Source organism: Streptacidiphilus sp. MAP5-3, from assembly GCF_041262505.1.
Taxonomy (GTDB): Bacteria; Actinomycetota; Actinomycetes; order Streptomycetales; family Streptomycetaceae; genus Streptacidiphilus.
The window spans coordinates 60,856-82,189 of the sequence record NZ_JBGCCL010000016.1 but is presented as its reverse complement, the minus strand read 5'-3'; the positions used below and the strand labels follow the sequence as shown (position 1 = coordinate 82,189).

Here is a 21,334-nt window from a genome sequence, read left to right as displayed (position 1 = left end):
GTCGGGGGTCACGGGGAGCGGTCGCCTCGCGTGTCCGGCGCGGGCCGGTTTCGGTGCCGCATCGGGGTCCGGGCCTGGTGCAGCAGCCGGTAGACCGTGCTGGCCGAGTAGCCGCAACCGGCCGCGAGCAGCACCACCGACACCCCCGCCTCGTAGCGGGCCCGCAGGGACTGCATCAGGTCCTGCCGGGCCTTCTTGTCCGAGCTAAGGGCGCGGGTCTGGCACGGGGAGCGCAGGACGGTTCCGGCTTCGACCAGCAGCCGCCGCACCGTTCGGGGCGAGCGGTCGAAGGCCGCCGCCAGGGCGAGCACGGAGGCCCCGGTCTCATACCAGGCCCGCACCGCGAGGGCGAGTTGACGGCGTGCTGCGGCATCGGCGCTCATGCGCCGGGTCTGCTGCGGGGTCCGCATCGGGGTGTCGACCAGGCGCAGCCGGTTGATGACCGTGCCCTTGGACAGGCCGGTCATGTGGGCGAGCTCGTTGACGCTGGCACCGTGGCGGTAGCGGGCGGACAGGTCCAGCGCCTGCCGCTGCCTCGCTGCGGACCAGGTCGTGGAGCGGGTCTTGGTCATGCGGCTGACTCCCAGGATTGGAGGGCGAGGGTGTGGGCGGCGACAAGTTCGTCGTAGGTGAGCCGGTCGCCGGGGCTGTGCAGGATCAGTCGCCCGTCCGTCGCCACCCGCCAGCCGGGCACGGGATGGCCGTCGACCGGGACAGCCCGGTAGCGGTGGCGAGTTCGCCCACGGTCTCCCCGTGGCGGTAGCGGGCGCTGAGTTCCAGGGCCTGCCGCTGACGGGCAGGACTCCAGCGGGTGCGGGGCAAGGGCGTGGTGGTCATGCTGCTGACTCCCATTCCTGGAGAGCGATCTGGTTCGCGGCGGTGAGTTCGGCGTAGGTGAGCTCGCCGCTGGGGCTGAGCAGGATGAGGCGTCCGTCCGTGGCCACCTGCCAGCCAGGCACGGGCAGGCCGGTCAGCGGGTCCAGCACGTCTCCAGTGGGGGTTTGCCAGCGGGCCGGAACCTCGTCGGCACGCACGCCGGGCACGAGCACGGTGTGGCCGTCGACCACGACCGTCAGGGCAGGACTGCGTCGCTCGTCGAGAGCAGCGAGGGCGGCGCGGTAGGCGGCCCGCTCCGCCGCATGCAGCGCACGCCGGGCAGCCGCCACCCCCTCGGTGCCGTAGACGGCCGCGAGCGCGTCCCACCCGCTGACGGCGTGCTCGGACTCGGTCTCAGGGGCGGTGCCAGCCTCCGGCAGGCCGTCCCCGATCCCCCGAAACGCATCGGCCGTGAGCGACCAACCAGAACCGATCCGCTGGACCAGGTGGTGGGACTCCAGGCGGGCGAGCGTGCGATAGACGGTGGCCCGCGACAGGGACGCGGTGACCACCAGCTCGGCAGGTACCTGGGCAGGGCGGGCATGCAGGGCACCGATGACCATCAACGCCGAGGAGCCAAGGGCATTGTGGGCAAACGCGTCGTGCGCCATCAGCAGGGCAATGACCCGGGAATCGACGTCAGCTCCGCTGTCCGTCTCAGGGGTAGACCACTCCCCAAGCTCCCCGTCGGGGTGGCACTGACTGGGCTGATCACGAGACACACCAGCGCGCTGCTGGTCTGCAGGTCCGTCGGCCAGGTACCAGGTCGAACCCTCGGTGCCGTAGCCGACCCGCAGACGACGCAGCCAACCGCCCGGCTTCAACACCAACTCGTAGGCCTGCCGCAGGGTCTGCCGGGAGATCCCGGCCTCCTCCGCCGCCTGCCGCTCACTCGCGAAATGCAGACGGCCCCCGGCTGCCTGGGCGAAGTTCAGGTGCGCCCGCAGCACCCGCAACGCGGTCCGGCCCCGCTCGCCGCGCCACGCAGTGGTCTCGATGCGCTCCCGCAGCCGCGCCAGAACCTCATGCGCCTCGCCACGCGACGCGACATCCGTCGTGGATTCGACCAGGGCCAGCGCGGTGGCCCAGACACGCTCGACATACCCCCGGGCGCGGGCGTGCCCCGACCGCAACGCGATCACCTGCGCATGTCGGCCGCCCTCGTGCTCCGGGTGCAACAACAGCCGGGCCAGCTGCTCGACCGTGCCACCCGCGCGGGCCACGTGGCACGCAATCGCCGCGGTGATCCGGTGACCGTGCTCCGACTCCGCCTGCCGCCGCTCCCGCAGCCGGACCGTGCCACCACCGGCCCGGGAGTAGGCACCGGTTGCATACCGGCCACCGAGATCACCCAGCAGAATCAGATCAGCGGCCGAGCGCGGGAGGCCCGACAGTCCGAGGGCTGGTCCCGTTATGGGGGGCGTGCGAGATGGGCGTGAGCTTGATAGCGCTTCCTCGCGCTGCTGCCGAGGGAAAGCTGAGGCTGGCATCCTGGTCGTGTCTCGCAAGGACGTGGACACCACCAAGGCCCGCTAAGACCGCGGGTGGTGTCCGGGACCGACCTCCAATCGGTGCCAGGGATGCCTCCAGGACTCCACTCCTGGGGGCATTCGTATGTCCGGCACCGCTCGGAGGCAGGCCTGCGCTCACAGCATCAGCCCGGCACCAGCAGGGGGCCAGACTCGGGGCCAATCGGGGGCCAAGCAGCATGACTGCCTGTGACTCCCTCTGACTGCCTCTGACTGCCCTTCCCGCAGGTCACAACCGATTCGCCACCCCATCGGTGCAGGTCAGAAAGGTGGGGCAGGAAAACCCGGCGTACAGGCCGCCTCGTCCGCCGCTCCCCCTCTGACCAGGGGCGGAGCCCTCCCCCCAGTAGCCCCGAGCAGACCCTGGGGAGTCTCTGGGGATCGATGGGCTGCTCTCACCGATGTTGGTTATCGCACCCGCTGGTGTTCGACGACGGGGTTGGCAGCTGACGTCTGGTCAGGTTGATTCGCGAGGGTCAGGGTTGTGGCAGCCAGGAGGGCAGCCGTGGTCGCAAGCGTGGTTGTCGGCCAGCCGAACCTTGTGACTGCGGTGGGGCCGAGTGCTGTGCCGAGGCTTCCGCCGATGAAGTAGACCACCATGTATCCGCTGTTGTATCGGGCGGGCGCAGTGGGGTCGATCGCCAAGACCGTGCTTTGGTTGGCGACCTGTGCTGCGAACAGGCCGGCGTCGAAGAGGGCCAGGCAGGCCAGCGTGGCGATCATGCTGTGAAGGGTGAATGCGCTCGTCAGCGCTGCGGTAGATGCCAGAAGCAGGCCAACGAGGATGACCTTTCGGGCACCGAGGCGGTCAGCGGATCGGCCGGCGATCTGGGTGGCAGCGATTCCTGACAGTCCAGCAAGCCCGTATACGCCGATCCGCTCCGGCGAGTACGTGAAGGGAGGTTGGGAGAGCGCAGCCCCCAGGCCTGCCCAGACGGTGCAGAACCCGAAGAACCACAACGCGCCTCGCAGTGCGGCGAGACTCAGGTCTCGGTGCCGGACGAAGAGCCCGGGTACGGAACGAAGGTTGGTGAACAGGCCTCCGGTTGCTGCGTTGCGCATGTTTGGCAGCACGAGCAGGCAGCAGAGCGCGCATACGGCGCACCCGGCGGCGAACGTCCAGAGCATGCCGCGCCACCCGAAATGGTCGGCGAGGAGTCCACCGACGATGCGCCCGGACAGGATCCCGGCTGAGATTCCGGACGTGACGATTCCCAGCGTGGTAGCGCGCCGGTGAGGCCGTGCCAGCCGTCCGGCGATGGAGCTCATGCCTGCACCGACCACAGAGAAGGCACCCGTCACAGCGGTCAGCGCGCCGAGTGGTGCGATGCCGCGGACGAGGGCGCTGATCCCGAGTGCGGCTCCGAGCACAGCAAACTGGACGGCCATCACCCGGTTGGGTGAGTAGCGGTCCACGAGCGGAACCAGTACGGCCAGGCCGATCATGTAGCCGATCGGGCCGAAGGCTAGTGCGAGGCCGACTTCTGCGATCCGCGACCCCAGCGAGTCTGCGACCTGCGCAACCGAGGGCTGCAGCACGTAGATGGTAGAGGTTCCCAGCGCCGCCGCCACGGACATGAAGATCACTGCCGCGTCGGCAAGCCCGCCCGTCCGCTCACGCGCGGCCATCAGCGGAACCTGCTCGTCTGAATCGGTGTCGTCGCGGCAGCGATCTCGGGCCGCCTGGGCCGAACTGTCGTGCAAGGGGCGGAGGCAGCGCTCCGTTCAGTCATGCGTCCACGATCGCCAAGATCCAGATCCGGCAACAGTGACCGATCTGTCACCGCTGATAAAATTTCGGACATGCCTCATGTGGTGGCACTGGCACTCAGCGACAGCGTTCCAGTCTTCGAGCTGGCGGCACCATGCACGATCTTCGGAACCGACCGCAGCGATCTGACCGGAACCGACTGGTACACGTTCAAGGTATGCAGCCCGCCCGGCGCCCGCGTCGATGAATGGTTCACAGCCGCGACTCCGTACACCTACGACGACTTGATTGCGGCAGACACCGTCATCATCCCGGCATGCCATGACGCGGCACTCACTCCCGCGCCCGATCTAGTGGTCGCTGTACGGGAGGCGGCGCGACGAGGCGCACGGATTGCCTCGATCTGCACCGGTGCATTCGTGATCGCCGCAGCGGGACTGCTCGACGGGCGCCGTGCCGCGACGCACTGGGTGCACGCGCTGGCGCTGGCCGAACGGCATCCGCAGATCGTCGTCGATCCAGCACCGCTGTACATCGACCACGGCGACGTCCTGACATCGGCCGGGAAATCCGCAGGCATCGACCTGTGCCTGCACCTGGTGCGGAAGGACTACGGCGCACACGTCGCCAACCAGGTGGCGAGACGCTTGGTCGCGCCGCCGCAGAGAGAAGGCAATCAGCGGCAGTACATCGACCCCGTTCCGGCACCGAAGGACAACGGTGATTTCGGCGCCACGTTGCAATGGGCGCTGGAGCACCTTGCTGAAGCGCTCACGGTCGAGCAACTGGCACAGCACGCGCGAGTGAGTGTCCGCACCTTGCACCGGCACTTTGTCAGGCGAACCGGTGCGAGGCCGCTGGAATGGTTGAACATCCAACGCGTCCGGCAGGCCCAACAACTCCTCGAAACGACCGATTTCACGATCGAGCGCATCGCCACGCTCGGCGGCTTCGGCACCGCAGTGGCTCTGCGCCGTCACTTCCACGACGCGCTCGGCATCAACCCGGATGCCTATCGCAGGACCTTCACCGCAGGGACCTCGTAAGCCGCAGACGACGAGGGCCCAGATGGACCGCGCATGCTCTCGGGACGTCTCGGGGTGGATACCCTGCGCAAGCGGGTGCGTCGAGCGCACTGCGGGCCGAGGGGCGCGAGTTGCCCGCCTGACGATGTCGCCTGGTCCGTGGGCTGGAGGCGCCCCACTGCGCGGCATCCAGCGCTCTCCTCAGGGCGACAGGCCTGGGCGTCACCGCTGCCGTGGTGGGGCGGCAACCGGATGCCCGCCGATCGTCACATTGCATGAGTCCTCTCGAATCGAGGACAGATGTCCAGATGCGGCGCCTTTGCGCACCAAGAGATACGCCCCCTGACTCTTCGTGTACACGCAGCTGACGGCTATGGTCCGGCTCGATGTCGCTGGCCAGGGCCAGCGGCGCGAACCCGCTGGCATCCAAAATGAGCGCAGCACGGCAGCCCCACAGCGGTTACTTCCGCTGTGGGGCCGTCGACAGTCCAGGAGCCGCGCCTACTCGACGACCAGCTCGACCGGAATGTTGCCGCGGGTCGCGCGGGAGTACGGGCAGACCTCGTGGGCCTGCTTGACCAGCTGACGGCCGGTCTCGTTGTCGAGGGAGTCCGGCAGTTCCACGCGCAGGGTGACAGCGAGGGCGAAGCCAGCCTCGTCCTTGCCGATGGTGACCTCGGCGGTCACCGAGACCTCGCTGGTGTCGACCTTCGCCTGGCGGCTGACGACGCCGAGCGCACTGGCGAAGCAGGCGGCGTAACCGGCGGCGAACAGCTGCTCCGGGTTGGTGCCCTGTCCGCTTCCGCCGAGCGCCGGGGGCATGGCCAGGGCGAGGTCGAGCTGCCCGTCCGAGCTGACCGCACGTCCCTCGCGTCCGTTGGCGGTCGCCGCAGCGGTGTAGAGAGCCTCCATGGAACTCAGATCCCTTCGTCGGTCGGTTCACTGTCGTCGGTCGGTTCACTGGTGGAACCTGACATCCAGAAGTAGAGCATGCAATTAAGTTGTGCGCAACTAAAACGCTCGCAGCTATCCTGGGTCCATGGCCACCACCGCACTGCCCGACGTCCCCGACGAGGAACTGCTCCGCCTGGACCGCCAGGTCTGCTTCTCGCTGAATGCCGCTTCGCGTGCGTTCGGGGGCGTGTACCGGGTGGTTCTGCAGGAGCTCGGCCTCACCTATCCGCAGTACCTGGTGATGCTGGTGCTTTGGGAGCACGGGCCCCTGCCGGTCAAGCAGATCGGCAGCTACCTGCGTCTGGACTCCGGCACCCTCTCTCCGCTGCTCAAGCGCCTGGAGGCGGCCGGGCACGTCCGCCGCGAGCGCAGCGCGGAGGACGAGCGCTCGGTCACGGTCCGCCTCACCGACTCCGGCACCGCGCTGCGCGAACAGGCTCTGCACGTCCCGCGCCGGATCTTCGCGGCGACCGGACTGTCGCTCGACGAGGTCACGGCGCTGCAGTCCCTGCTCGACCGGGTCACCGCCCGTCTGGACACCGGCGACCCGACAATCGGCTGCACCGGCTGATCCGCTCCGCAGGGCGGGGGTTACCTTGGGCGGCGACGTATCGGAAGGCTGGAGTTCCCGGTTGACGAGTGGTACTGATCATCATGGCGAGCCGCGAGCCGCGAGCCGCGAGCCGCGAGCCGCGAGCCGCGAGCCGCGAGCCGCGAGCCGCGAGCCGCGAGCCGCGAGCCGCGAGCCGGACGGGCTTGGGCCGGGCGGGGCGGGCGGCTCGCGGATGAGGAGCGGTGGCGTACCTTCGCGGCTCATCGGCGATTGCTGGTCGCAACGCGCACCCTGACCTCGGCGATCCGGGCCCTGGAGGCACTCCCGGCGCTGGTGGACGGTGACGAGCGCGTCGAAGTGCTTTTCGCGCACGACCCGACCTCGGCGTTCGGAAGCGGCGTGCCGGAGCTGCTCCGACGGCACGGTTGCCGGACCGTGCCCTGGGAGCACGTCGCCGAGGCGGCACCGGATCTGGTCCTGTCCGCGAGCGAGAACGTGGACGTGCCCGGCGACTGCCCGGTCCTGGTGATCCCGCACGGGGTGGGCTTCCACAAGCACGTGCCGGACGCGCGCAGCACGGGCAGCCGACTCTCCGGACTCGTACCGGAACGCCTCCTCGGCCGCGCCACCATGACCGTCGCCCACCCCGACCAGCAGGCCCAGTTGGCCGCAGCGGACCCACGGGCCGGTGCGGGAGCGGTCCTGGTCGGCGACGTGTGCCGGGAACAACTGCTGGCCAGCCTGCCGCAACGTGCCGCGTACCGACGAGCGTTGGGCGTGCAGCCGGGCCAGCGCCTGGTCGTGGTCAGTTCGACGTGGGCCAGTTCCTCCCTCCTCGGCCGTCGACCGCACCTGCCGACGCAGCTTCTGGGCGCACTGCCGATGGACGGGTACCGGGTGGCGCTTGTCGCCCACCCCAACATCTGGGCCTTCCACGGCCCCGAGGCGATCCACCGCGTCCTGGCACCAGCCATCGGAGCGGGGCTGCTGCTGATACCCCCGGACCGCGGTTGGCAGGCAGCGGTGGTGGCGGCCGATGCGGTGCTCGGGGACCACGGTTCGGTCACCTTCTACGCCGCCACGCTGGACCGCCCCACTGCGGTGGCGACGTTCGGCGAGGACGCCGTCCCCGGCACGACCGGCGCGGAGTTCGGCTCGTCGGCGCCCCGCTTGGCATCGCACCGTCCGCTGCGCGAGCAGGTCGAGGAGCTGATCACGGGTCATAAGCCTGGGCGTTGGGACGATCTGGCACGACGGACATTCATCGGGGACGCGGGCAACGGCTCTGTCGACGGTATCGATGTCGGTGACGGTGACGACCTTCACGGCAGCGGGCGCTCCTCTGACTCCGCACGGTTGCGTGCGCTGGTGTACCGGATGCTGGGCCTGGACGAGCCCTCGGAGCCGGTACGGATCCAGGGGTTCCCGGTGCCTACGCTGCCGCGCGCGGTCCGTCCTCGGGCCGCGCAGGCCGCGTGGGTCTCCCTGCGGAGCGTGCCGGACGACGCGACTCTCGTGGCGGAGCGCCTCCCCACACGACTCGCTCCAGTCCGGGACGAGGAGCACGACGAGCTGTACTTCCTCGCCTGCGACAGCGAGGAGCCCGACAGCGCGATCCGGCTCAGTGCCTCAGTCGTACTCGTGACGGGTCCTGAGGGCATCGAGGCATCAGCGGTCGAAGACGCGTCCGGGCCGGGGAACGTCGAGGCCGTGCTCGGCGAGGCCTTCGACGCCTGTCCCACTGCCCGGATCGCCGTGGTGGAGACGGGACCCGGGCGCTTTGTGGCGGCGGTCGCGGGTGGTGGGCTGGTGCAGGCGGAGTTGGAGCCTCCGACCCACGACCCGTTGCCCGTCGCGGCGGCCGTCTATGCCCGCCTGCGCTCGGGGGTCGCGCCGGTGGTCGCTCAAGCGGCTACTACGCTGGCCGGAGGCCAACTCGCGCTGCGCATCGGCCCGGTACGGTACCGGGTCACGCTGACGTCGCTGGACGACGGATCTCAGGCGCCGTCCAGTCGACTGAGCCGGGCGGTGACCGTGGCGGCCTTGGGGTTGCCGCCGAGGTCGTAGATCTGGCGAGCCTGCTCCAGTTCGTTCCGTGCCGTCGCGAGGTCGGTCGGGTCGAGCGTGAGCAGGACCTCCGCGAGCAGGCAGCGCGTGTCGGCCTCGTAGGCGGTGGCCTGGTGCTCGCGCAGTGCCTGCGCGGCCTGCCGCAGTTCCTCCGCTGCCCGTGGCAGGTCACCGAGAAGACGATGTGACTCCCCCGCTGCTGCACGAGCGCGGGCGGCCATCCTGCCATCCGGCGTGGGAAGTTCTTCCAGGTCGACCCGGGCCTGGTCCAGCGCGGCCAGGGCCGGGGCCGGCTCGCCGTTGGCGTTGAGCGCGACGCCGAGGAAGAGCCGAGCCAGCGCGGTTCCCCGGTCGTCCGGGACGGCGAGGTTGAGCTCTACCGTGCGGGTGAACACGGCCACGGCCCGGGTCGGATCGTGCTCCAGCCAGTAGCGGCCGAGCATCTCGTGGACGGAGGCGGCGAGGAGCGGACGATCGGCCCTGGCCGCGTGTTCGGCGGCAAGGTCGAGCTCCCGGATCGCGTCGTCGTCCCGGCCCAGGTCGAGCAGGGGCCGGGACCGCAAGCTGCGCAGCCTGGCCTCTCCCGCGTCCGAGCCCGCAGCAACTGCGGCATCCACGCCGAGCCGTAGGCTCTCCTGCCACTCCTCCAGCCGACGGTCATGGAGGAAGAGCACCACAAGTGCCTCGGCCAACGGCCAGACCAGTTCGGCCAAGGCCCGCTCCCTGGAGGCCTCGCGCAGGACCGCGAGCAGCGCCTCGCGCTCACGTCCCAACCAGGCCAGCGCCACCGGCCCGGCGTTCCCACTCTGCGCCGCGAAGGGGTTGGGGCGACCTTCGAGCAGGCCCTCAAGATCCGCGACACGGAGTCGGTCCAGTCGGACGGCGCGGTCCGCCTGTGCCGCGAGGACCAGGTAGTGCTCGGTGACGCGCGCCAGCACATCGGCCGCCTGCCGGTTCGGCCCCGGCGACGCATGCTCGTGCCGCATTTCGTGCTGGTGCTGGGCGCGTTCGCGTGCGTGTAGCCGGACCAGCGGATGGACCTGGAAACGGCCGTCACCGACAGCTTCGAGCAGGCAGGTCCTCACCAGGTGGTCGAGGGCGCCTCGGATGGGCTCGGCATCGGCGGCGAGCGCGGCTGCCATCACGGCGGCGTCGAAAGAGGCGACCGGGAGTAGACCCACGGCACGGTAGACGGCCGCCTGCTCAGGGGTCAGGTCCCGATAGGTGAGGTCCAGGGGCCCTCGCACGCTGCGTTCACCCTCCTGCAGGGGATCGTCGCCGTCCGAGCCCGTGACAGTGAGCACGTCGAGCCGCCGGGACTCGTCGCGGAGTTCCTCAGTGAGCCTGGCGGGGGTCATCCCCGGGTGCAACGCCAGGCGTGCGGCCATCAGTTGGACGGCCAGTGGCAGGCCGCCGCAGAGCGCCACCACCTCGGCTATGGCCGCTTGGTGCTCGGCGGCCTGTACGGGATCGTCCATCAGGGCCGTGAGCAGCTCTGCGCCTGCCGCCAGGTCCAGCGGTCCGAGGCGGAGCAGGCGGGCACCGTCCAGTTTGAGTTCGCCGAGATAGCGCCTGCTGGTGGCAAGCACGGCCGATCCCGGAACGCCCGGCGTCAGCATCCGGATCTGCGCGGCGGTCGCGGCGTTCTCGACCACGACCAGGACCTGCTTCCCCGCGCAGCGGCGGCGGAACTCGGCCAGCTTCTCCTTGGCCGAGTCCGGTTGGTGCTCCTCGGCAAGGCCGAGTGAGCTCAGGCATCGGGTCAGCGCGCGACTCGGGTCACCGCCCAAGCCACCCAGACCGACCACGCTGCCTGGGCCTCCGCCGGGTGCAGGACCGACCTCAGCCGCGGTGGCGTAGTCGACATAGAGCTGCCACTCCGGGTGACGGTCCGTGAGGGAGTGGGCGATGTGGCGGACGAGTTCGCGCTTACCCACCCCGTGCAGGCCGCTCACGACCGCCGTTCGTGCGGCACCTGATGCGGCACCTCGGAACCACTCGCCGAGGCCTGCACGCTCCTGTGACCGGTCGACCAGCAGCGGGGCGCTCGCCGGGACTTCCCATGCGCCCGACGGCAGTTCGGCCCGCTGGCCTGGCTGCCCATTGTTGATCGTCACGGTGCCGTAGACCGCGCCCATCTGGACCACCGTGCCGTGGCTGCCGCCCGACACGGAGTTGGAGATGTTCTCCCCCATGTCCGCGCCCTACGCGCCCGCGCCGCTGGGGCGGTTGCTGTCGCTGGCGCCACCCAAAGTGAGGCTTCCTACCTTGCCGATCGTGCCCACCTGGATCACCGTGCCGTGGCTACCGCCGTCCAGCGAGTTGGTGATGGTCGTCCCGCCGGTCGCCCGCTCCTGGGCCGCCGCCCGGAGGTCAGACACCAGCGCCCGCACCTCGTCGGCGGCCGTCGCATCCTGGGCGAAGACCTCCAACAGGCGTGCCTGCCACGCCAGACGGGTCTGCTCGGCCAGTGCGGATGCGGTGCCTGCGTCAGTGGCCGGCCCGCCTGCCGCCCCTGGCCCCTCGGCGGGCTCCGCCGCCACCAGGATCTGGGTGCGCGCGAGTTCCAGCTCCGCGGAGGCGACCCGCTGGTCCTTGCCTCGGCCGAGGACCTTGGCGATGCCGCCCTTGAACTGCTCCCACAAGTCCCCACCGGCCGCTGTCACGAAGGCCGTCGAACCCACTGTGGCCAGCTCAACCAACTCGGCAACCATGACGCTCCCCCTTCTCCCGTGATCTCCACGGTAGCGAGAAGTCGGGCCCGTGGCGTTCCGTTCGCATGTTCCCACTCGATCGAGCGCATGTACCACTCCATCAGGTGAACAGCGGCGCAAAGAGGATGGCGTCCTGCGGTTCCAGGTCTAACGTCTCTCTCAACGACGCGTCAGCGACCCCGACGATCGGGTCGCATCGCATGAGGGGTATCAGGGTGCCGCACACGGGATGGCACCGAAGACACACGCTTGAGGGCACGCCGGACAGAAGTGCACATCACTGCTCCGGCATCCCGCTCAGCAGGGACTTGAACCGCCCGGTCAGCGTACGGCGGGCGGCGCGGCGTTCAGCGCGGGTGTGCTTGGAACTCCCCTCGCCGTAGAAGCGGCGGAACCAGGGCGAGCCGGGGTATGCCAGCCGGCAAGCGCCCCACAGAGCGAGGAACGGGAGCAGCACACCAGCAAGGCCGAGAAAGAGCCGCCCCTTGAGAGCGGAGACCACCGACAACACACAGTTGAGCAAGAGGAACGTGACGAAGAACCAGGTCCCCTCCCCTGGTTGGCGGGAGAACGGGTTGGAGACGAGCAGCCCGATCCCACCCAGAGCGGCGACACCCACGACGGTGTCGACCGACTTACGTCCCTCCGCTGCCCAGTAGACGTCGGAAAGATGGAGCCAGAGGGCGAACTCGTCCAGCGTCAGCGCGGCGCCGACACCGAAGACCCCGGCGACGACATCGCGGAAGAGGCCGTGCGGGACGGCCACGAACTCGACTGGTCCGGCGATCAGCATCAGGAAGATCCCGGGCACCAGATGGTGCACATGCACCGACCCGACGGCCACATTGCCCAAGGGACCGCGCCCGGAACGGATCATGCGCACGACCAACCGGGTGACCGCGAAGGTCGCGACGAACGCGACCAGCATGAAGAGCAGAGCGGAACGGCCGGTTCCGTAATGCAGGTGCATTCCTCGATGGTGACCGGCCCTGCTCCGGACGGCGGCTTACGCCGCGCCGTCGTCCTCCTCGACTTCCTCCCGGGAGATCCCGAGCAGGTACAGGACGGTGTCCAGGAAGGGCACGTTCACGGCCGTGTGCGCGGCCTCACGGACGACCGGCTTGGCATTGAAGGCGACACCGAGCCCCGCGGTGTTCAGCATGTCCAGGTCGTTGGCGCCGTCGCCGATGGCGACGGTCTGCTCCAGCGGGACATCCGCCTCCGCTGCGAAGCGACGCAGTATGGCGGCCTTGCCGGCCCGGTCGACGATGTCGCCGACCACCCGGCCGGTGAAACGCCCGTCCACCACCTCGAGGGTGTTGGCGGCTGCGAAGTCCAGCCCGAGCCGGTCGACCAGGTCGTCCGTGACCTGGGTGAATCCGCCGGAGACGATGCCGACCTGGTAGCCCAACCGCTTGAGGGTGCGGATCAGGGTCCGGGCACCGGGGGTCAGCCGGACCTCGCTGCGGACCTTGGCCACCACGTCCGCGTCCAGGCCCGCCAGCAGGGCGACCCTGGCACGGAGCGACTCGGAGAAGTCCAGCTCACCGCGCATCGCAGCGGCGGTGATCTCAGCGACCTGCGGCTCGCAGCCGGCATGGGCGGCGAAGAGCTCGATGACCTCGTCCTGGATCAGGGTCGAGTCCACGTCCATGACCACCAGTCGCTTGGCCCGGCGCTGCAGGCCCGAGGCGACGACGGCGACGTCCACGCGCTGGGCGGCGGCCTCTGGGGCCAGGGCGGCGCGCAAAGTCTCGGTGGGGACACCGGAGACGGCCAGCTCGACGGCGGTGACCGGGTACTTCGCCAGGCGGAAGACACGGTCGATGTTGCCGCCCGCCTCGGTGATCCGAGCACTGAGGGCGGCCACGGCCGAGGCAGGCAGCGGGTGGCCGAGCACGGTGACGTGCGAGCGGCCCTCGCCACGGGGCCGGTTGTCACCCTTGCCGGAGATCACCTCGGCCTCGAGCCTGCAGCTCTCCGCCCACTGGTGCACCTGGGCGCGAAGCTCACCGTCCCGGGGCGGGGCGGTGACCAGGGCGCAGAGCACGATGCGTCCACGGGTGACGACCTGCTCGAAGTCGACGACGTCGACGTCGTGCTCGGCCAGGGTGGCGAACAGGCCCGTGGTGATGCCCGGGCGGTCCTTCCCGAAGACCTTGACCAGCAGGGTCGGGGTGTCGGGGCTCAGGGTCTCGGCGGTGGCTGCGTCGGCGGCAGGCTTTGCGTTCATGGTGAGGCCCACGCTACCGGCTGCCCATCAGGCACCTCGCCGGTGTCCCGCCAGACGGACACCCGGGCGGACCGGCGGCTCGGCGCAGACACGGGCAAGCAGACCGTAAGGTTGCCTGCGGGAAGACCTGTCAGGAGGAGTCGCTCAGTGCTGGTGCTGTTGCCGCCGTCGGAGGGGAAGGCCGCGTCCGGAGAGGGCGCGCCGCTCGATCTGGAGGCTCTTGCGCTTCCCTCGCTCACCACGACCCGTCGGAGCGTGCTCGACGCGCTCGTCGCCCTCAGCACCGGAGACGAGCCGACCGCATTGGAGGTCCTCGGGCTCAGTGACGGTCTTCGGGGTGAGCTCACCCGCAACGCACAGCTCCGGACGGCCGCCGCACTGCCGGCCGGCGAGCTCTACACGGGAGTGCTCTACGACGCGCTCGGCCTGGCCGAGCTCCCGGCGCAGGCGCGGTCGCTGGCCGAGCGCAGCCTGCTGGTCTTCTCCGGCCTCTGGGGTGCGGTCCGGATCACCGACCGGATCCCTCCCTACCGCTGCTCCGGCGGCGTCAAGCTGCCGCCGCTGGGCGGGCTCGGCGCGTACTGGCGCAAGCCGATGGCGGCGGCCATGCCCGAGGCTGCGGGCGACGGGCTGGTGTTGGACCTGCGCTCCTCGGCCTATGCCGCGCTGTGGAAGCCGACGGGCGAGGTCGCCTCACGCACCGCGACGGTCCGGGTGCTGCACGAGCGGGTCGTGAGCGGCGTGACCAAGCGGTCGGTGGTCAGCCACTTCAACAAGGCCACCAAGGGCCGCCTGCTGCGGCAACTGCTGGAGGCGGGGGCCGACCCCGGCTCTCCGGCCGAGTTGGTCGAGGCCCTGCTCGACCTCAAGTACACGGTCGAGGCGCCTACGCCGGCGCCCACGGCCGGGAAGCCGTGGGCGCTGGACGTCGTCGTCTCCGAGCTCTGATCATCCGAGCTCTGATCGGGCGAACAGACGCGTGGTCAGACGGGTGATCGGGCGGGCGATCAGAGAGGTGCTCAGGCTGCGGTGCCGCCCTGGTAGTCGCTGCTGAAGGCGTTCTCGATGGTCGAGGCCACACCGCCGTCGGTGAGGATCACGCCCAACTCGCGGTTGTTGTCGAGCGAGTTGCTGCTGATGTTCATCGAGCCGGCCTCGACCGCCTGGGTGGACAGGCCGTAGTCGGCGACGATCGCCTTGGCGTGGATGTAGAAGCCGGTGCTGGAGGAGTAACCCACCACGATGCCACCGGCGTTCTGGATCTCGGAGACCTCGCTGGAGTAGCTGGCCGGGTCCTCCACAACCACGCGCACCTTGACGCCGGCCGAGGCGCGCGCCGCTATCGCGTCGACCACGGTCTGGTCGCTGAACTCCTCCTCCTCGACGTCGAGGGTCGTCGTCGCGCCGTTGATCACGGTCAGCAGTCGGCTGCGCGAGTCGGTGGGCGACCAGAGCAGGTTGTCGCCGTCGCTGGGGGTGACCGCGGTCTGCGTGTAGTCCGCGTTGAAGACGTTCTCGATCGCGGAGACGTCGTTGGGGTCGTTGTCGAAGACGCCGTAGTCACGGCTGGTCGAGTAGTACTTGGAAGTCAGGTTGCCGGTGAGGATCAGCGACTCGGAGCCGTCCACCGTGATGGTCTTCTGGTGGGTGTAGACGTAGGACGAGGAGGACCAGACGACACCCACGCCCGCGTTCTTCAGTGTGTTGTACGCGGAGTCGTTGACCGAGGTACGGGTGCGGTCGAGGATCACGCGGACCGTCACACCGGCCTGCTCACGGGCGATCAGGTCGTTGACGGCGGTGGTGTCACTGAGCTCGTACATCGTCATGTCGAGCGTCGACGTGGCGGAGTTGATGAAGTTGTAGATGTCCGGCTCGGAGGATCCGAGGTTGAACGCGAAGGCCGAGTAGCTTGCGGCGTGGGCAGGCATGGCGCCGGCGAAGAGTGCGGCTCCGGCGGCGCAGGCGACGAAGGCCTGGCGGATTCCCTTGCGCATGTGGTGCTTCTCCTAGGGGAGTTGACGGAGAGCCAGTGCTGCTGACGGGGCTCGCGGAACGGTCGGCCGACCACGAACCAGCACACCACGCGCGTAGACTTCTTCAGAAGAAGTTCAAAGTGAAATGTCCATGGCTAAATTGCGACGCACGCAGGGAGACTCCGTGAGGGAGATCGCTACGCGCGTGGAACGGCGCTGGTCAACGCAGATGTGACGTGTCGTTGAAGAGGCGCAGCGAGGCGTTGCCGTCCGCGTAGTACTGGACCGCGGAGAGTGCTGCCGCGCTCAACTCCATCCGGTAGAGCGCCTCGGCGGGTGCACCCAGTGCGAGGCGCACCAAGGTCTTGATCGGGCTGACGTGAGAGACGACCAAGACCGTCCGGCCCGCATAGCGGGTGAGCAGCCGGTCGCGGGCCGCCGAGACGCGACGGGTGACGGCGACAAAGCTCTCGCCATCCGGCGGGGCCGCCTTGGGCGAGGCCAACCAGGCATCCAGCGCCGCCTGGTGACGCTCCTTCACCTCGGCGAAGGTAAGGCCTTCGAAGATGCCGAAGTCCGTCTCGCGCAGGCCGTCCTCCACGTGGACCTCAAGGCCGAGGGCGTCCGCGACGACGCCCGCGGTCTCACGGCAGCGGGCCAGCGGAGAGGAGACGATCGCCTCGATCGTTCCGCGCACGGCAAGCGCGGAGGCGGCCCGCCCTGCCTGCCAGCGGCCCCGGTCGGAGAGGGAGAGGTCGGCACCACCGCTGCCGGAGAAGCGCTTCTCCGGGGTCAGCGGGGTCTCGCCATGGCGCAGCAGCACGAAGGTCGTCGGCGTGCCGAGATCAGGCGGCGCGGCCCATCCGGAGCTTGCCGGAGCGGGCGCGGTCGTGACTGCCGGGGTGGACTTCGGCTCCCAGGCACCGCCGGCCTGGCCCGCGTCCATGGCCTCGTTGGCCAGCCGGTCCGCATGCTTGTTCTGATTGCGCGGGATCCAGGTGTAGCCGACCCGGTCGCCTGGAAACACCGAACGTGCCTCCGCGGCCAGCGGCTTCATGTCCGGGTGCTTGACCTGCCAGCGGCCCGACATCTGCTCGACGACCAGCTTGGAGTCCATCCGCACCGCGACCGACCCCTCCGGGTCGATGGCGTGCGCGGCACGCAGGCCCGCGATCAGGCCGCGGTACTCCGCCACGTTGTTGGTGGCCCGCCCGATGTACTCGGCGGCCTCGGTCAGCAGTTCGCCGGTGTCGCCGTCGCGCACCACCGCGCCGTAGCCGGCGGGCCCGGGGTTGCCCCGAGACCCGCCGTCCGCCTCGACGATGAACCGTCGACCGGCTCCCGCAGCTACGGTCACGGCCTGCCTCCGCTTCTCAAGCTCCCCACACTCGCCGCACTCGCCGCGATCCCGGAGATTCCGGCGTCCACCGTGTCATACCCGCGTCGGGGCCGGATGCAGCGGTCAGAGACCGGAGTCCGCCGTGCGGACCAGGATGCGGCCGCAGTTCTCGCAACGGAGCACCTCGTCGGCCGCGGCGGCGCGGACGACGCTCAGGTCGGTGATGCTGAGCTCGACCCGGCAGCCCTCGCACCGGCGCTGGTAGAGGCGGGCCGCGCCGATCCCGCCGTTCTGCTGGCGCAGGCGGGTGTAGACCTTCATCAGGTCGGCCGGGAGCGCGGCGCCGACGGCCTCGCGGTCGCGGGTTGTCTTCTCGATCTCGGCATCGATCGAGCCGTAGGAGACACCCCGGCGGGCCTCGGCCTCCTTGGCGCTGCTCTCGGCGTCGTCACGGCGGGCGGTCATCTCGCTGACCCGGGTCTGGGCGGACTCGAGCCGCTCCATGATCTCCAGGACCACGTCCTCCAGGTCGCCCTGGCGCTTGGCCAGCGAACCGACCTCGTGCTGGAGGTTGGCCAGGTCCCTGGCGGAGCTGACACTGCCCGAGTCGAGGAGCTTCTGGTTGCGTGCGGCGCGCTGGCGGACCTGGTCGACGTCCTGCTCGGCCTTGGTCAGCTCGCGCTGGGTGTCGCTGAGCTGGGTCTCCGCGGCGACGGTCAGCGACCGCAGCTGGGACAGGTCGGCGTTGCGCTGCTCGATCTCCGCGTGCTCGGGCAGCGTGCGCCGACGGTGGGCGAGCTGGTCCAGGCGGGAGTCAAGTGCCTGCAGGTCCAGCAGGCGGATCTGGTCGGCGGGCGCGGCGTTCAGGGGGTGCTCCTCAGCGGGTGGAAGGGGTGGCTGTCAGGGGGCCGTGACGGCGGTGGTGGCCGAAGTGGCGGCGTCGGCCATGACGGCCGACGTGGCCGGGAAGGCCATCGGGGCGTGTGCGGTCCAGGGGTCGGTGACCTGGGTGGACACCCGCGTCTCCAGCTCCCAGCCGTGCTTCTCGGCGGTGGCGAGCAGTCGGCTCTCGGCGCTGCGCAGCCACGGCCACTCGGTGGCCCAGTGGGCGGCGTCGACCAGCGCGATGTCCGCGTGCTCGCGGGCCTCGGAGGCGGGGTGGTGCCGTAGGTCGGCGGTGACGTAGGCGTCGACGCCGGCCTCGCGGACGGCGGCGAAGAAGCTGTCTCCGGAGCCGCCGCAGACAGCGACGCGTCGGATCGGACGGTCCGGGTCACCGGCGGCGCGGACGCCCTGGGCGGTGGCCGGGAGACCGGCGGCGACCCGCGCGGCGAAGGCGGCGAGTGGCTCGGGCTCGGGCAGCTCGCCGATCCGGCCCGTGCCGCGGCGGCCCTGCGGGTCGGTCGGATCGGGGATCAGCGGACCGGTGATGCGCAGACCGACCGCCTCGGCCAGGGCGTCGGAGACACCGGGGTCGGCGTGGTCGGCGTTGGTGTGGGCGACCAGCAGGCCGATGCCGTTGCGGATCAGCGTGTGGACGACCCGGCCCTTGAAGGTGTCGGCGGCCACGCTCGTGGTGCCGCGCAGATAGAGCGGGTGGTGCGTGACCACCAGCTGCGCGCCGAAGGCGACCGCCTCGTCGACCACGGCCTGAACCGGATCGACCGCGAACAGGACCCGGCTGACCTCGTCCTCGGGGTCACCGCAGACCAGTCCGACGGCGTCCCACGACTCCGCCCAGGCGGGCGGGTACAGCTCGTCGAGGACGGAGCGGACGTCAGCGAGTTTCGGCACGTGTCCGAGGGTATCGCGGCAGAGCCGCCGCTTCGGACAACGCGGAAGGTTACGGCCCGATTGGCAGCTCCACCCGTACGAGTGATGAATCCGCGATCCCGTGCGAGCGGCGCACAGACGAAAGTAGCTTCGGTGGTGCGGACGAGGTCACCGCCCGGCCGCGTTCCACAGCGGGACGTGCCGGATCACGAGCTGCGAGCAGGGCAGAGGCGGCTCAGCTGGTCGGGCCGATCCCGTCGGCGCCGGGGGGCGCGTCACGCCGCGCTGCCTCGCGCCCTCGTACTCGGACGCGCAGTACACGCACACGCACATCTCCTCCTCGCACTTGTACGCGCACACGTCTCCTACTTGTCCGTCGACCGCCCCTCGGCCGTCGACCGAGCAGCGGTGGTGCAGCCATGACCGCGATCCCTCTCACCGTCCCTCCTCGTTCTCAGCGCTCGCAGGGTTCCCAGGGTTCTCCGCACCGCAGCTCCGCGGCGGGTGAAGCCTCCGGGCAGCCCGGCGGGCACACCTCGGCCGCGCTGCGGCGGGTGAGCTTCGCCTTCTCCGCCGACGGCTCGCACGCGGCCTGCCTGGCCGCCGAGGCGGACGGGCGCTGGTTCGTGGAGAGCTGGCGGCTCAGCCAGGAGCCGGGCGGGCTCTGCGTTCCGGAGCCGCTCCGGCCCGGCACGGGCGGCCACCGGTCGGAGCACCTGCAGTCGCAGCTGCTTCCGCTGGCCGACGGCCGGGTGCTGATCTGCCGTCACGAGGGACTCTGGCAGGAACTGGTGGTCCGGGGCACGGACGGTCAGGCGGATCTGTCTGCCGGTCGTCTCCAACAGGCGGGCCTGCGGTTGCTGCCACTCCCCTCGCCTGCCCCCGGCGCTCCGGTCGCGGTGGCGCTCGGCACCGACGGCGTGAGCACCACCTCGGTCTGGCTGGTGAGCGCCGACGGCGTCTCCGCACCGCAGCTCGTCGCCGAGCTGCTCGGCCGGAGCGGCGGCGGGATCTGGCTGGACGAGGGCGGACGCCTGCTGGGGCTGGACCAGTTGCAACGGCTCGCCGACGGCTCCCCCCGGGTCAAGGCGGTCGCGCTGGACCTGGTCACCGGATCGGTCTCGCCGCTGCTGGAACTCTCCGCCCGCAGCAACGACCGCCTGGCCGCCTGTGATCCGGCTACCGGCCTGGTCCTGGTCCGCAGCGACGCGCCCGGTGAGGATCGGCTCGGCTGGGGGCGGCTCGGGTCCGACGAGCCGCCCCGCTTTCCCGAATGCCTGCGCGGCGGACGCCAGTTCCTGCGGCCGATCGCCATCGAGCCCGGGCGCAACCGGGTCGCCGTCCAGGCCGACTGGGGCGCCACCTCGACGCTCGCCCTGTGGGAGCCGGGCTCTGCGCGGCTCGATCCGCTCCGCGTCCCTCCGGGGAGGCTGGGCGGCGTGGCGCACTGGTCGGTGGCGGGCCTGCGGATGCCGTACTCCGCCCCGGACCATCCCGCGGCGATGGCCTCCGTCGACGTCGATCTGCTGCTCAGCGGCGAGACCAGACCGATAGTCCAGCCCGTGCCGCTGGGGCTGGCTCCGTTGCAGGGCGGCCGGGCCGGGTTCAACAGCGTGGTCAAGGTCATCCCCCAACCACGCGAGACGGGTTGGCGGTTGGACGGCAGCGCACGGCGCGGCGACGGCCGCCCATGGGAGTCCGCGCAGACGGTCACCCTGCCGGGCGCGGCCGGTCCGCTGGAGGGCGTCGTCTACGGCGGCGACGCCTGGCTCACCGCCGAACACCTGGTGATGGCCCTGCACGGCGGCCCCGCCGACGCCTGGCGGTTGGAGTTCGAACCGACGCTGCAACGCTTCGCGGCAGAGGGCATGGCCGTGGTCGCGCCCAACCAGCGTGGCAGCACGGGTTACGGCACCGAGCATGCCGAAGCCGTCCAGAACGCCTGGGGCGGCCCGGATCTGGACGACGTGCTGACGCTGCTCCGGAGCATCGGCGGGCAGCGCGCGTCACTGGGCCTGGGCCGGGTGGCGTTGTTCGGCGTCAGCTACGGCGCGTTCCTGGCGCTGCTGGCAGCGGGAACAGCGCCGGAGCGGGTGGCTCGGGTGGCGGCCGTGTCACCGTTCCTGTCGGGAGCACGACTGCAGGCGGAGGCCGGACCCGCGGTGCAAGGTCTCGCCGAGCGGATGGGCGCGGCCGAGGAGCCTGCCGACGGGCGCGGCCCCCGGGACGTCCTGCTGCTCTGTCATCGGCTGACGTCCGAGTTGCTGATCGTGCACGGCGACGCGGACGATGTCGTGCCGGTCACCCAGTCCCGTTTGCTGCGGCAGGAGTTGCTGCGGATCGGCCGGGTCGAGGGGAGCGACTTCCAGTACGTCGAGGCAGCGGGCGCGGGGCACGAGGTCCTGGCCGAGGAGGGTGCGCCGCTGCTGCAGGAGTTGCTGGCGGGTTTCTTGCGTAGTGCGCGCCCGACGTGAATCGAGCCGAAGGTTTTACTAGGGTTGAAACACAAGTGCGGTAACGCACTCGTCGCAGTAGAGCAGTAGAGCAGTAGAGCAGTAGAGCAGTAGAGCAGTAGAGCAAGTGC

At 70.4% G+C, this 21,334-nt stretch carries 18 protein-coding genes; 5 read left to right on the top strand and 13 right to left on the bottom strand.

Annotated elements, in window-relative coordinates:
• Positions 1–8: 8 nt before the first annotated feature.
• From ABH928_RS23100 to ABH928_RS23085, 4 genes are all read right to left on the bottom strand, one after another.
• Entirely contained in the window at positions 9–572 is a 564-nt protein-coding gene (locus ABH928_RS23100) for a helix-turn-helix domain containing protein (protein WP_370069497.1), read from the bottom strand.
• Positions 573–657: 85 nt separating this feature from the next.
• A complete protein-coding gene (locus ABH928_RS23095; protein WP_370069495.1) occupies positions 658–837 on the bottom strand; it encodes a hypothetical protein in 180 nt (59 codons plus the stop codon).
• The gene (locus ABH928_RS23090) at positions 834–2,099 is read right to left on the bottom strand and encodes a hypothetical protein (protein ID WP_370069493.1); all 1,266 of its coding nucleotides are present in this window, start codon (positions 2,097–2,099) and stop codon (positions 834–836) included. Before ABH928_RS23090 ends, ABH928_RS23095 begins: the two co-directional genes overlap by 4 nt.
• Before the next feature lie 714 nt (positions 2,100–2,813).
• Positions 2,814–4,109, bottom strand: a complete 1,296-nt coding sequence (locus ABH928_RS23085; protein WP_370069491.1) for an MFS transporter — start codon at positions 4,107–4,109, stop codon at positions 2,814–2,816.
• A 99-nt stretch (positions 4,110–4,208) separates the two neighbouring features.
• Between ABH928_RS23085 and ABH928_RS23080 the strand changes: the two genes are divergently transcribed.
• Positions 4,209–5,162: a GlxA family transcriptional regulator gene (locus ABH928_RS23080; protein ID WP_370069489.1), complete on the top strand. Its 954-nt coding sequence runs from the start codon at positions 4,209–4,211 to the stop codon at positions 5,160–5,162.
• Positions 5,163–5,642: 480 nt separating this feature from the next.
• On the opposite strand, the gene ABH928_RS23075 is transcribed toward ABH928_RS23080, so the two are convergent.
• A complete protein-coding gene (locus ABH928_RS23075) occupies positions 5,643–6,053 on the bottom strand; it encodes an organic hydroperoxide resistance protein (protein WP_370069487.1) in 411 nt (136 codons plus the stop codon).
• Between the two features lie 127 nt (positions 6,054–6,180).
• Between ABH928_RS23075 and ABH928_RS23070 the strand changes: the two genes are divergently transcribed.
• Positions 6,181–6,666: a MarR family winged helix-turn-helix transcriptional regulator gene (locus ABH928_RS23070; protein WP_370069485.1), complete on the top strand. Its 486-nt coding sequence runs from the start codon at positions 6,181–6,183 to the stop codon at positions 6,664–6,666.
• A 252-nt stretch (positions 6,667–6,918) separates the two neighbouring features.
• Positions 6,919–8,715: a hypothetical protein gene (locus ABH928_RS23065; RefSeq protein ID WP_370069483.1), complete on the top strand. Its 1,797-nt coding sequence runs from the start codon at positions 6,919–6,921 to the stop codon at positions 8,713–8,715.
• Here ABH928_RS23065 and ABH928_RS23060 read toward each other — a convergent pair.
• The 4 genes from ABH928_RS23060 to serB form a co-directional block, all read right to left on the bottom strand.
• The gene (locus tag ABH928_RS23060; RefSeq protein ID WP_370069481.1) at positions 8,646–10,910 is read right to left on the bottom strand and encodes a hypothetical protein; all 2,265 of its coding nucleotides are present in this window, start codon (positions 10,908–10,910) and stop codon (positions 8,646–8,648) included. The genes ABH928_RS23065 and ABH928_RS23060 overlap by 70 nt on opposite strands.
• 9 nt (positions 10,911–10,919) lie before the next feature.
• Positions 10,920–11,429 (bottom strand): hypothetical protein, encoded by a 510-nt coding sequence (locus ABH928_RS23055; RefSeq protein WP_370069479.1) that lies wholly within the window; start codon positions 11,427–11,429, stop codon positions 10,920–10,922.
• 277 nt (positions 11,430–11,706) lie between these two features.
• The gene (locus tag ABH928_RS23050) at positions 11,707–12,399 is read right to left on the bottom strand and encodes a hypothetical protein (protein ID WP_370069477.1); all 693 of its coding nucleotides are present in this window, start codon (positions 12,397–12,399) and stop codon (positions 11,707–11,709) included.
• Positions 12,400–12,435: 36 nt separating this feature from the next.
• On the bottom strand, positions 12,436–13,662 hold the full coding sequence (serB, locus tag ABH928_RS23045) for a phosphoserine phosphatase SerB (RefSeq protein WP_370069475.1): 1,227 nt from the start codon (positions 13,660–13,662) through the stop codon (positions 12,436–12,438).
• 147 nt (positions 13,663–13,809) lie between these two features.
• Between serB and yaaA the strand changes: the two genes are divergently transcribed.
• On the top strand, positions 13,810–14,610 hold the full coding sequence (gene yaaA / locus ABH928_RS23040; RefSeq protein WP_370069473.1) for a peroxide stress protein YaaA: 801 nt from the start codon (positions 13,810–13,812) through the stop codon (positions 14,608–14,610).
• A gap of 71 nt (positions 14,611–14,681) precedes the next feature.
• Here the strand turns inward: yaaA and ABH928_RS23035 are convergent, their stop codons facing one another.
• The 4 genes from ABH928_RS23035 to ABH928_RS23020 all read right to left on the bottom strand — a co-directional run bounded on the left by ABH928_RS23035 (position 14,682) and on the right by ABH928_RS23020 (position 18,771).
• On the bottom strand, positions 14,682–15,659 hold the full coding sequence (locus ABH928_RS23035) for a phospholipase D-like domain-containing protein (RefSeq protein ID WP_370069471.1): 978 nt from the start codon (positions 15,657–15,659) through the stop codon (positions 14,682–14,684).
• A 199-nt stretch (positions 15,660–15,858) separates the two neighbouring features.
• Positions 15,859–16,995 (bottom strand): bifunctional RNase H/acid phosphatase, encoded by a 1,137-nt coding sequence (locus tag ABH928_RS23030; protein ID WP_370069469.1) that lies wholly within the window; start codon positions 16,993–16,995, stop codon positions 15,859–15,861.
• Between the two features lie 105 nt (positions 16,996–17,100).
• Entirely contained in the window at positions 17,101–17,844 is a 744-nt protein-coding gene (locus ABH928_RS23025) for a zinc ribbon domain-containing protein (RefSeq protein ID WP_370069634.1), read from the bottom strand.
• 33 nt (positions 17,845–17,877) lie between these two features.
• The gene (locus ABH928_RS23020) at positions 17,878–18,771 is read right to left on the bottom strand and encodes a Nif3-like dinuclear metal center hexameric protein (RefSeq protein ID WP_370069467.1); all 894 of its coding nucleotides are present in this window, start codon (positions 18,769–18,771) and stop codon (positions 17,878–17,880) included.
• A 398-nt stretch (positions 18,772–19,169) separates the two neighbouring features.
• Here ABH928_RS23020 and ABH928_RS23015 point away from each other — a divergent pair, with 398 nt between their 5' ends.
• On the top strand, positions 19,170–21,224 hold the full coding sequence (locus ABH928_RS23015; protein ID WP_370069465.1) for an alpha/beta hydrolase family protein: 2,055 nt from the start codon (positions 19,170–19,172) through the stop codon (positions 21,222–21,224).
• Positions 21,225–21,334 lie beyond the last annotated feature (110 nt).

Coding starts and splice junctions, on each gene's coding strand:
- ABH928_RS23100 (WP_370069497.1), bottom strand. CDS start 572: ATGACCAAGACCCGCTCCACGACCTGGTCCGCAGCGAGGCAGCGGCAG.
- ABH928_RS23095 (WP_370069495.1), bottom strand. CDS start 837: ATGACCACCACGCCCTTGCCCCGCACCCGCTGGAGTCCTGCCCGTCAG.
- ABH928_RS23080 (WP_370069489.1), top strand. CDS start 4,209: ATGCCTCATGTGGTGGCACTGGCACTCAGCGACAGCGTTCCAGTCTTC.
- ABH928_RS23075 (WP_370069487.1), bottom strand. CDS start 6,053: ATGGAGGCTCTCTACACCGCTGCGGCGACCGCCAACGGACGCGAGGGA.
- ABH928_RS23070 (WP_370069485.1), top strand. CDS start 6,181: ATGGCCACCACCGCACTGCCCGACGTCCCCGACGAGGAACTGCTCCGC.
- ABH928_RS23060 (WP_370069481.1), bottom strand. CDS start 10,910: ATGGGGGAGAACATCTCCAACTCCGTGTCGGGCGGCAGCCACGGCACG.
- ABH928_RS23055 (WP_370069479.1), bottom strand. CDS start 11,429: ATGGTTGCCGAGTTGGTTGAGCTGGCCACAGTGGGTTCGACGGCCTTC.
- ABH928_RS23050 (WP_370069477.1), bottom strand. CDS start 12,399: ATGCACCTGCATTACGGAACCGGCCGTTCCGCTCTGCTCTTCATGCTG.
- serB (WP_370069475.1), bottom strand. CDS start 13,662: ATGAACGCAAAGCCTGCCGCCGACGCAGCCACCGCCGAGACCCTGAGC.
- ABH928_RS23035 (WP_370069471.1), bottom strand. CDS start 15,659: ATGCGCAAGGGAATCCGCCAGGCCTTCGTCGCCTGCGCCGCCGGAGCC.
- ABH928_RS23015 (WP_370069465.1), top strand. CDS start 19,170: ATGACCGCGATCCCTCTCACCGTCCCTCCTCGTTCTCAGCGCTCGCAG.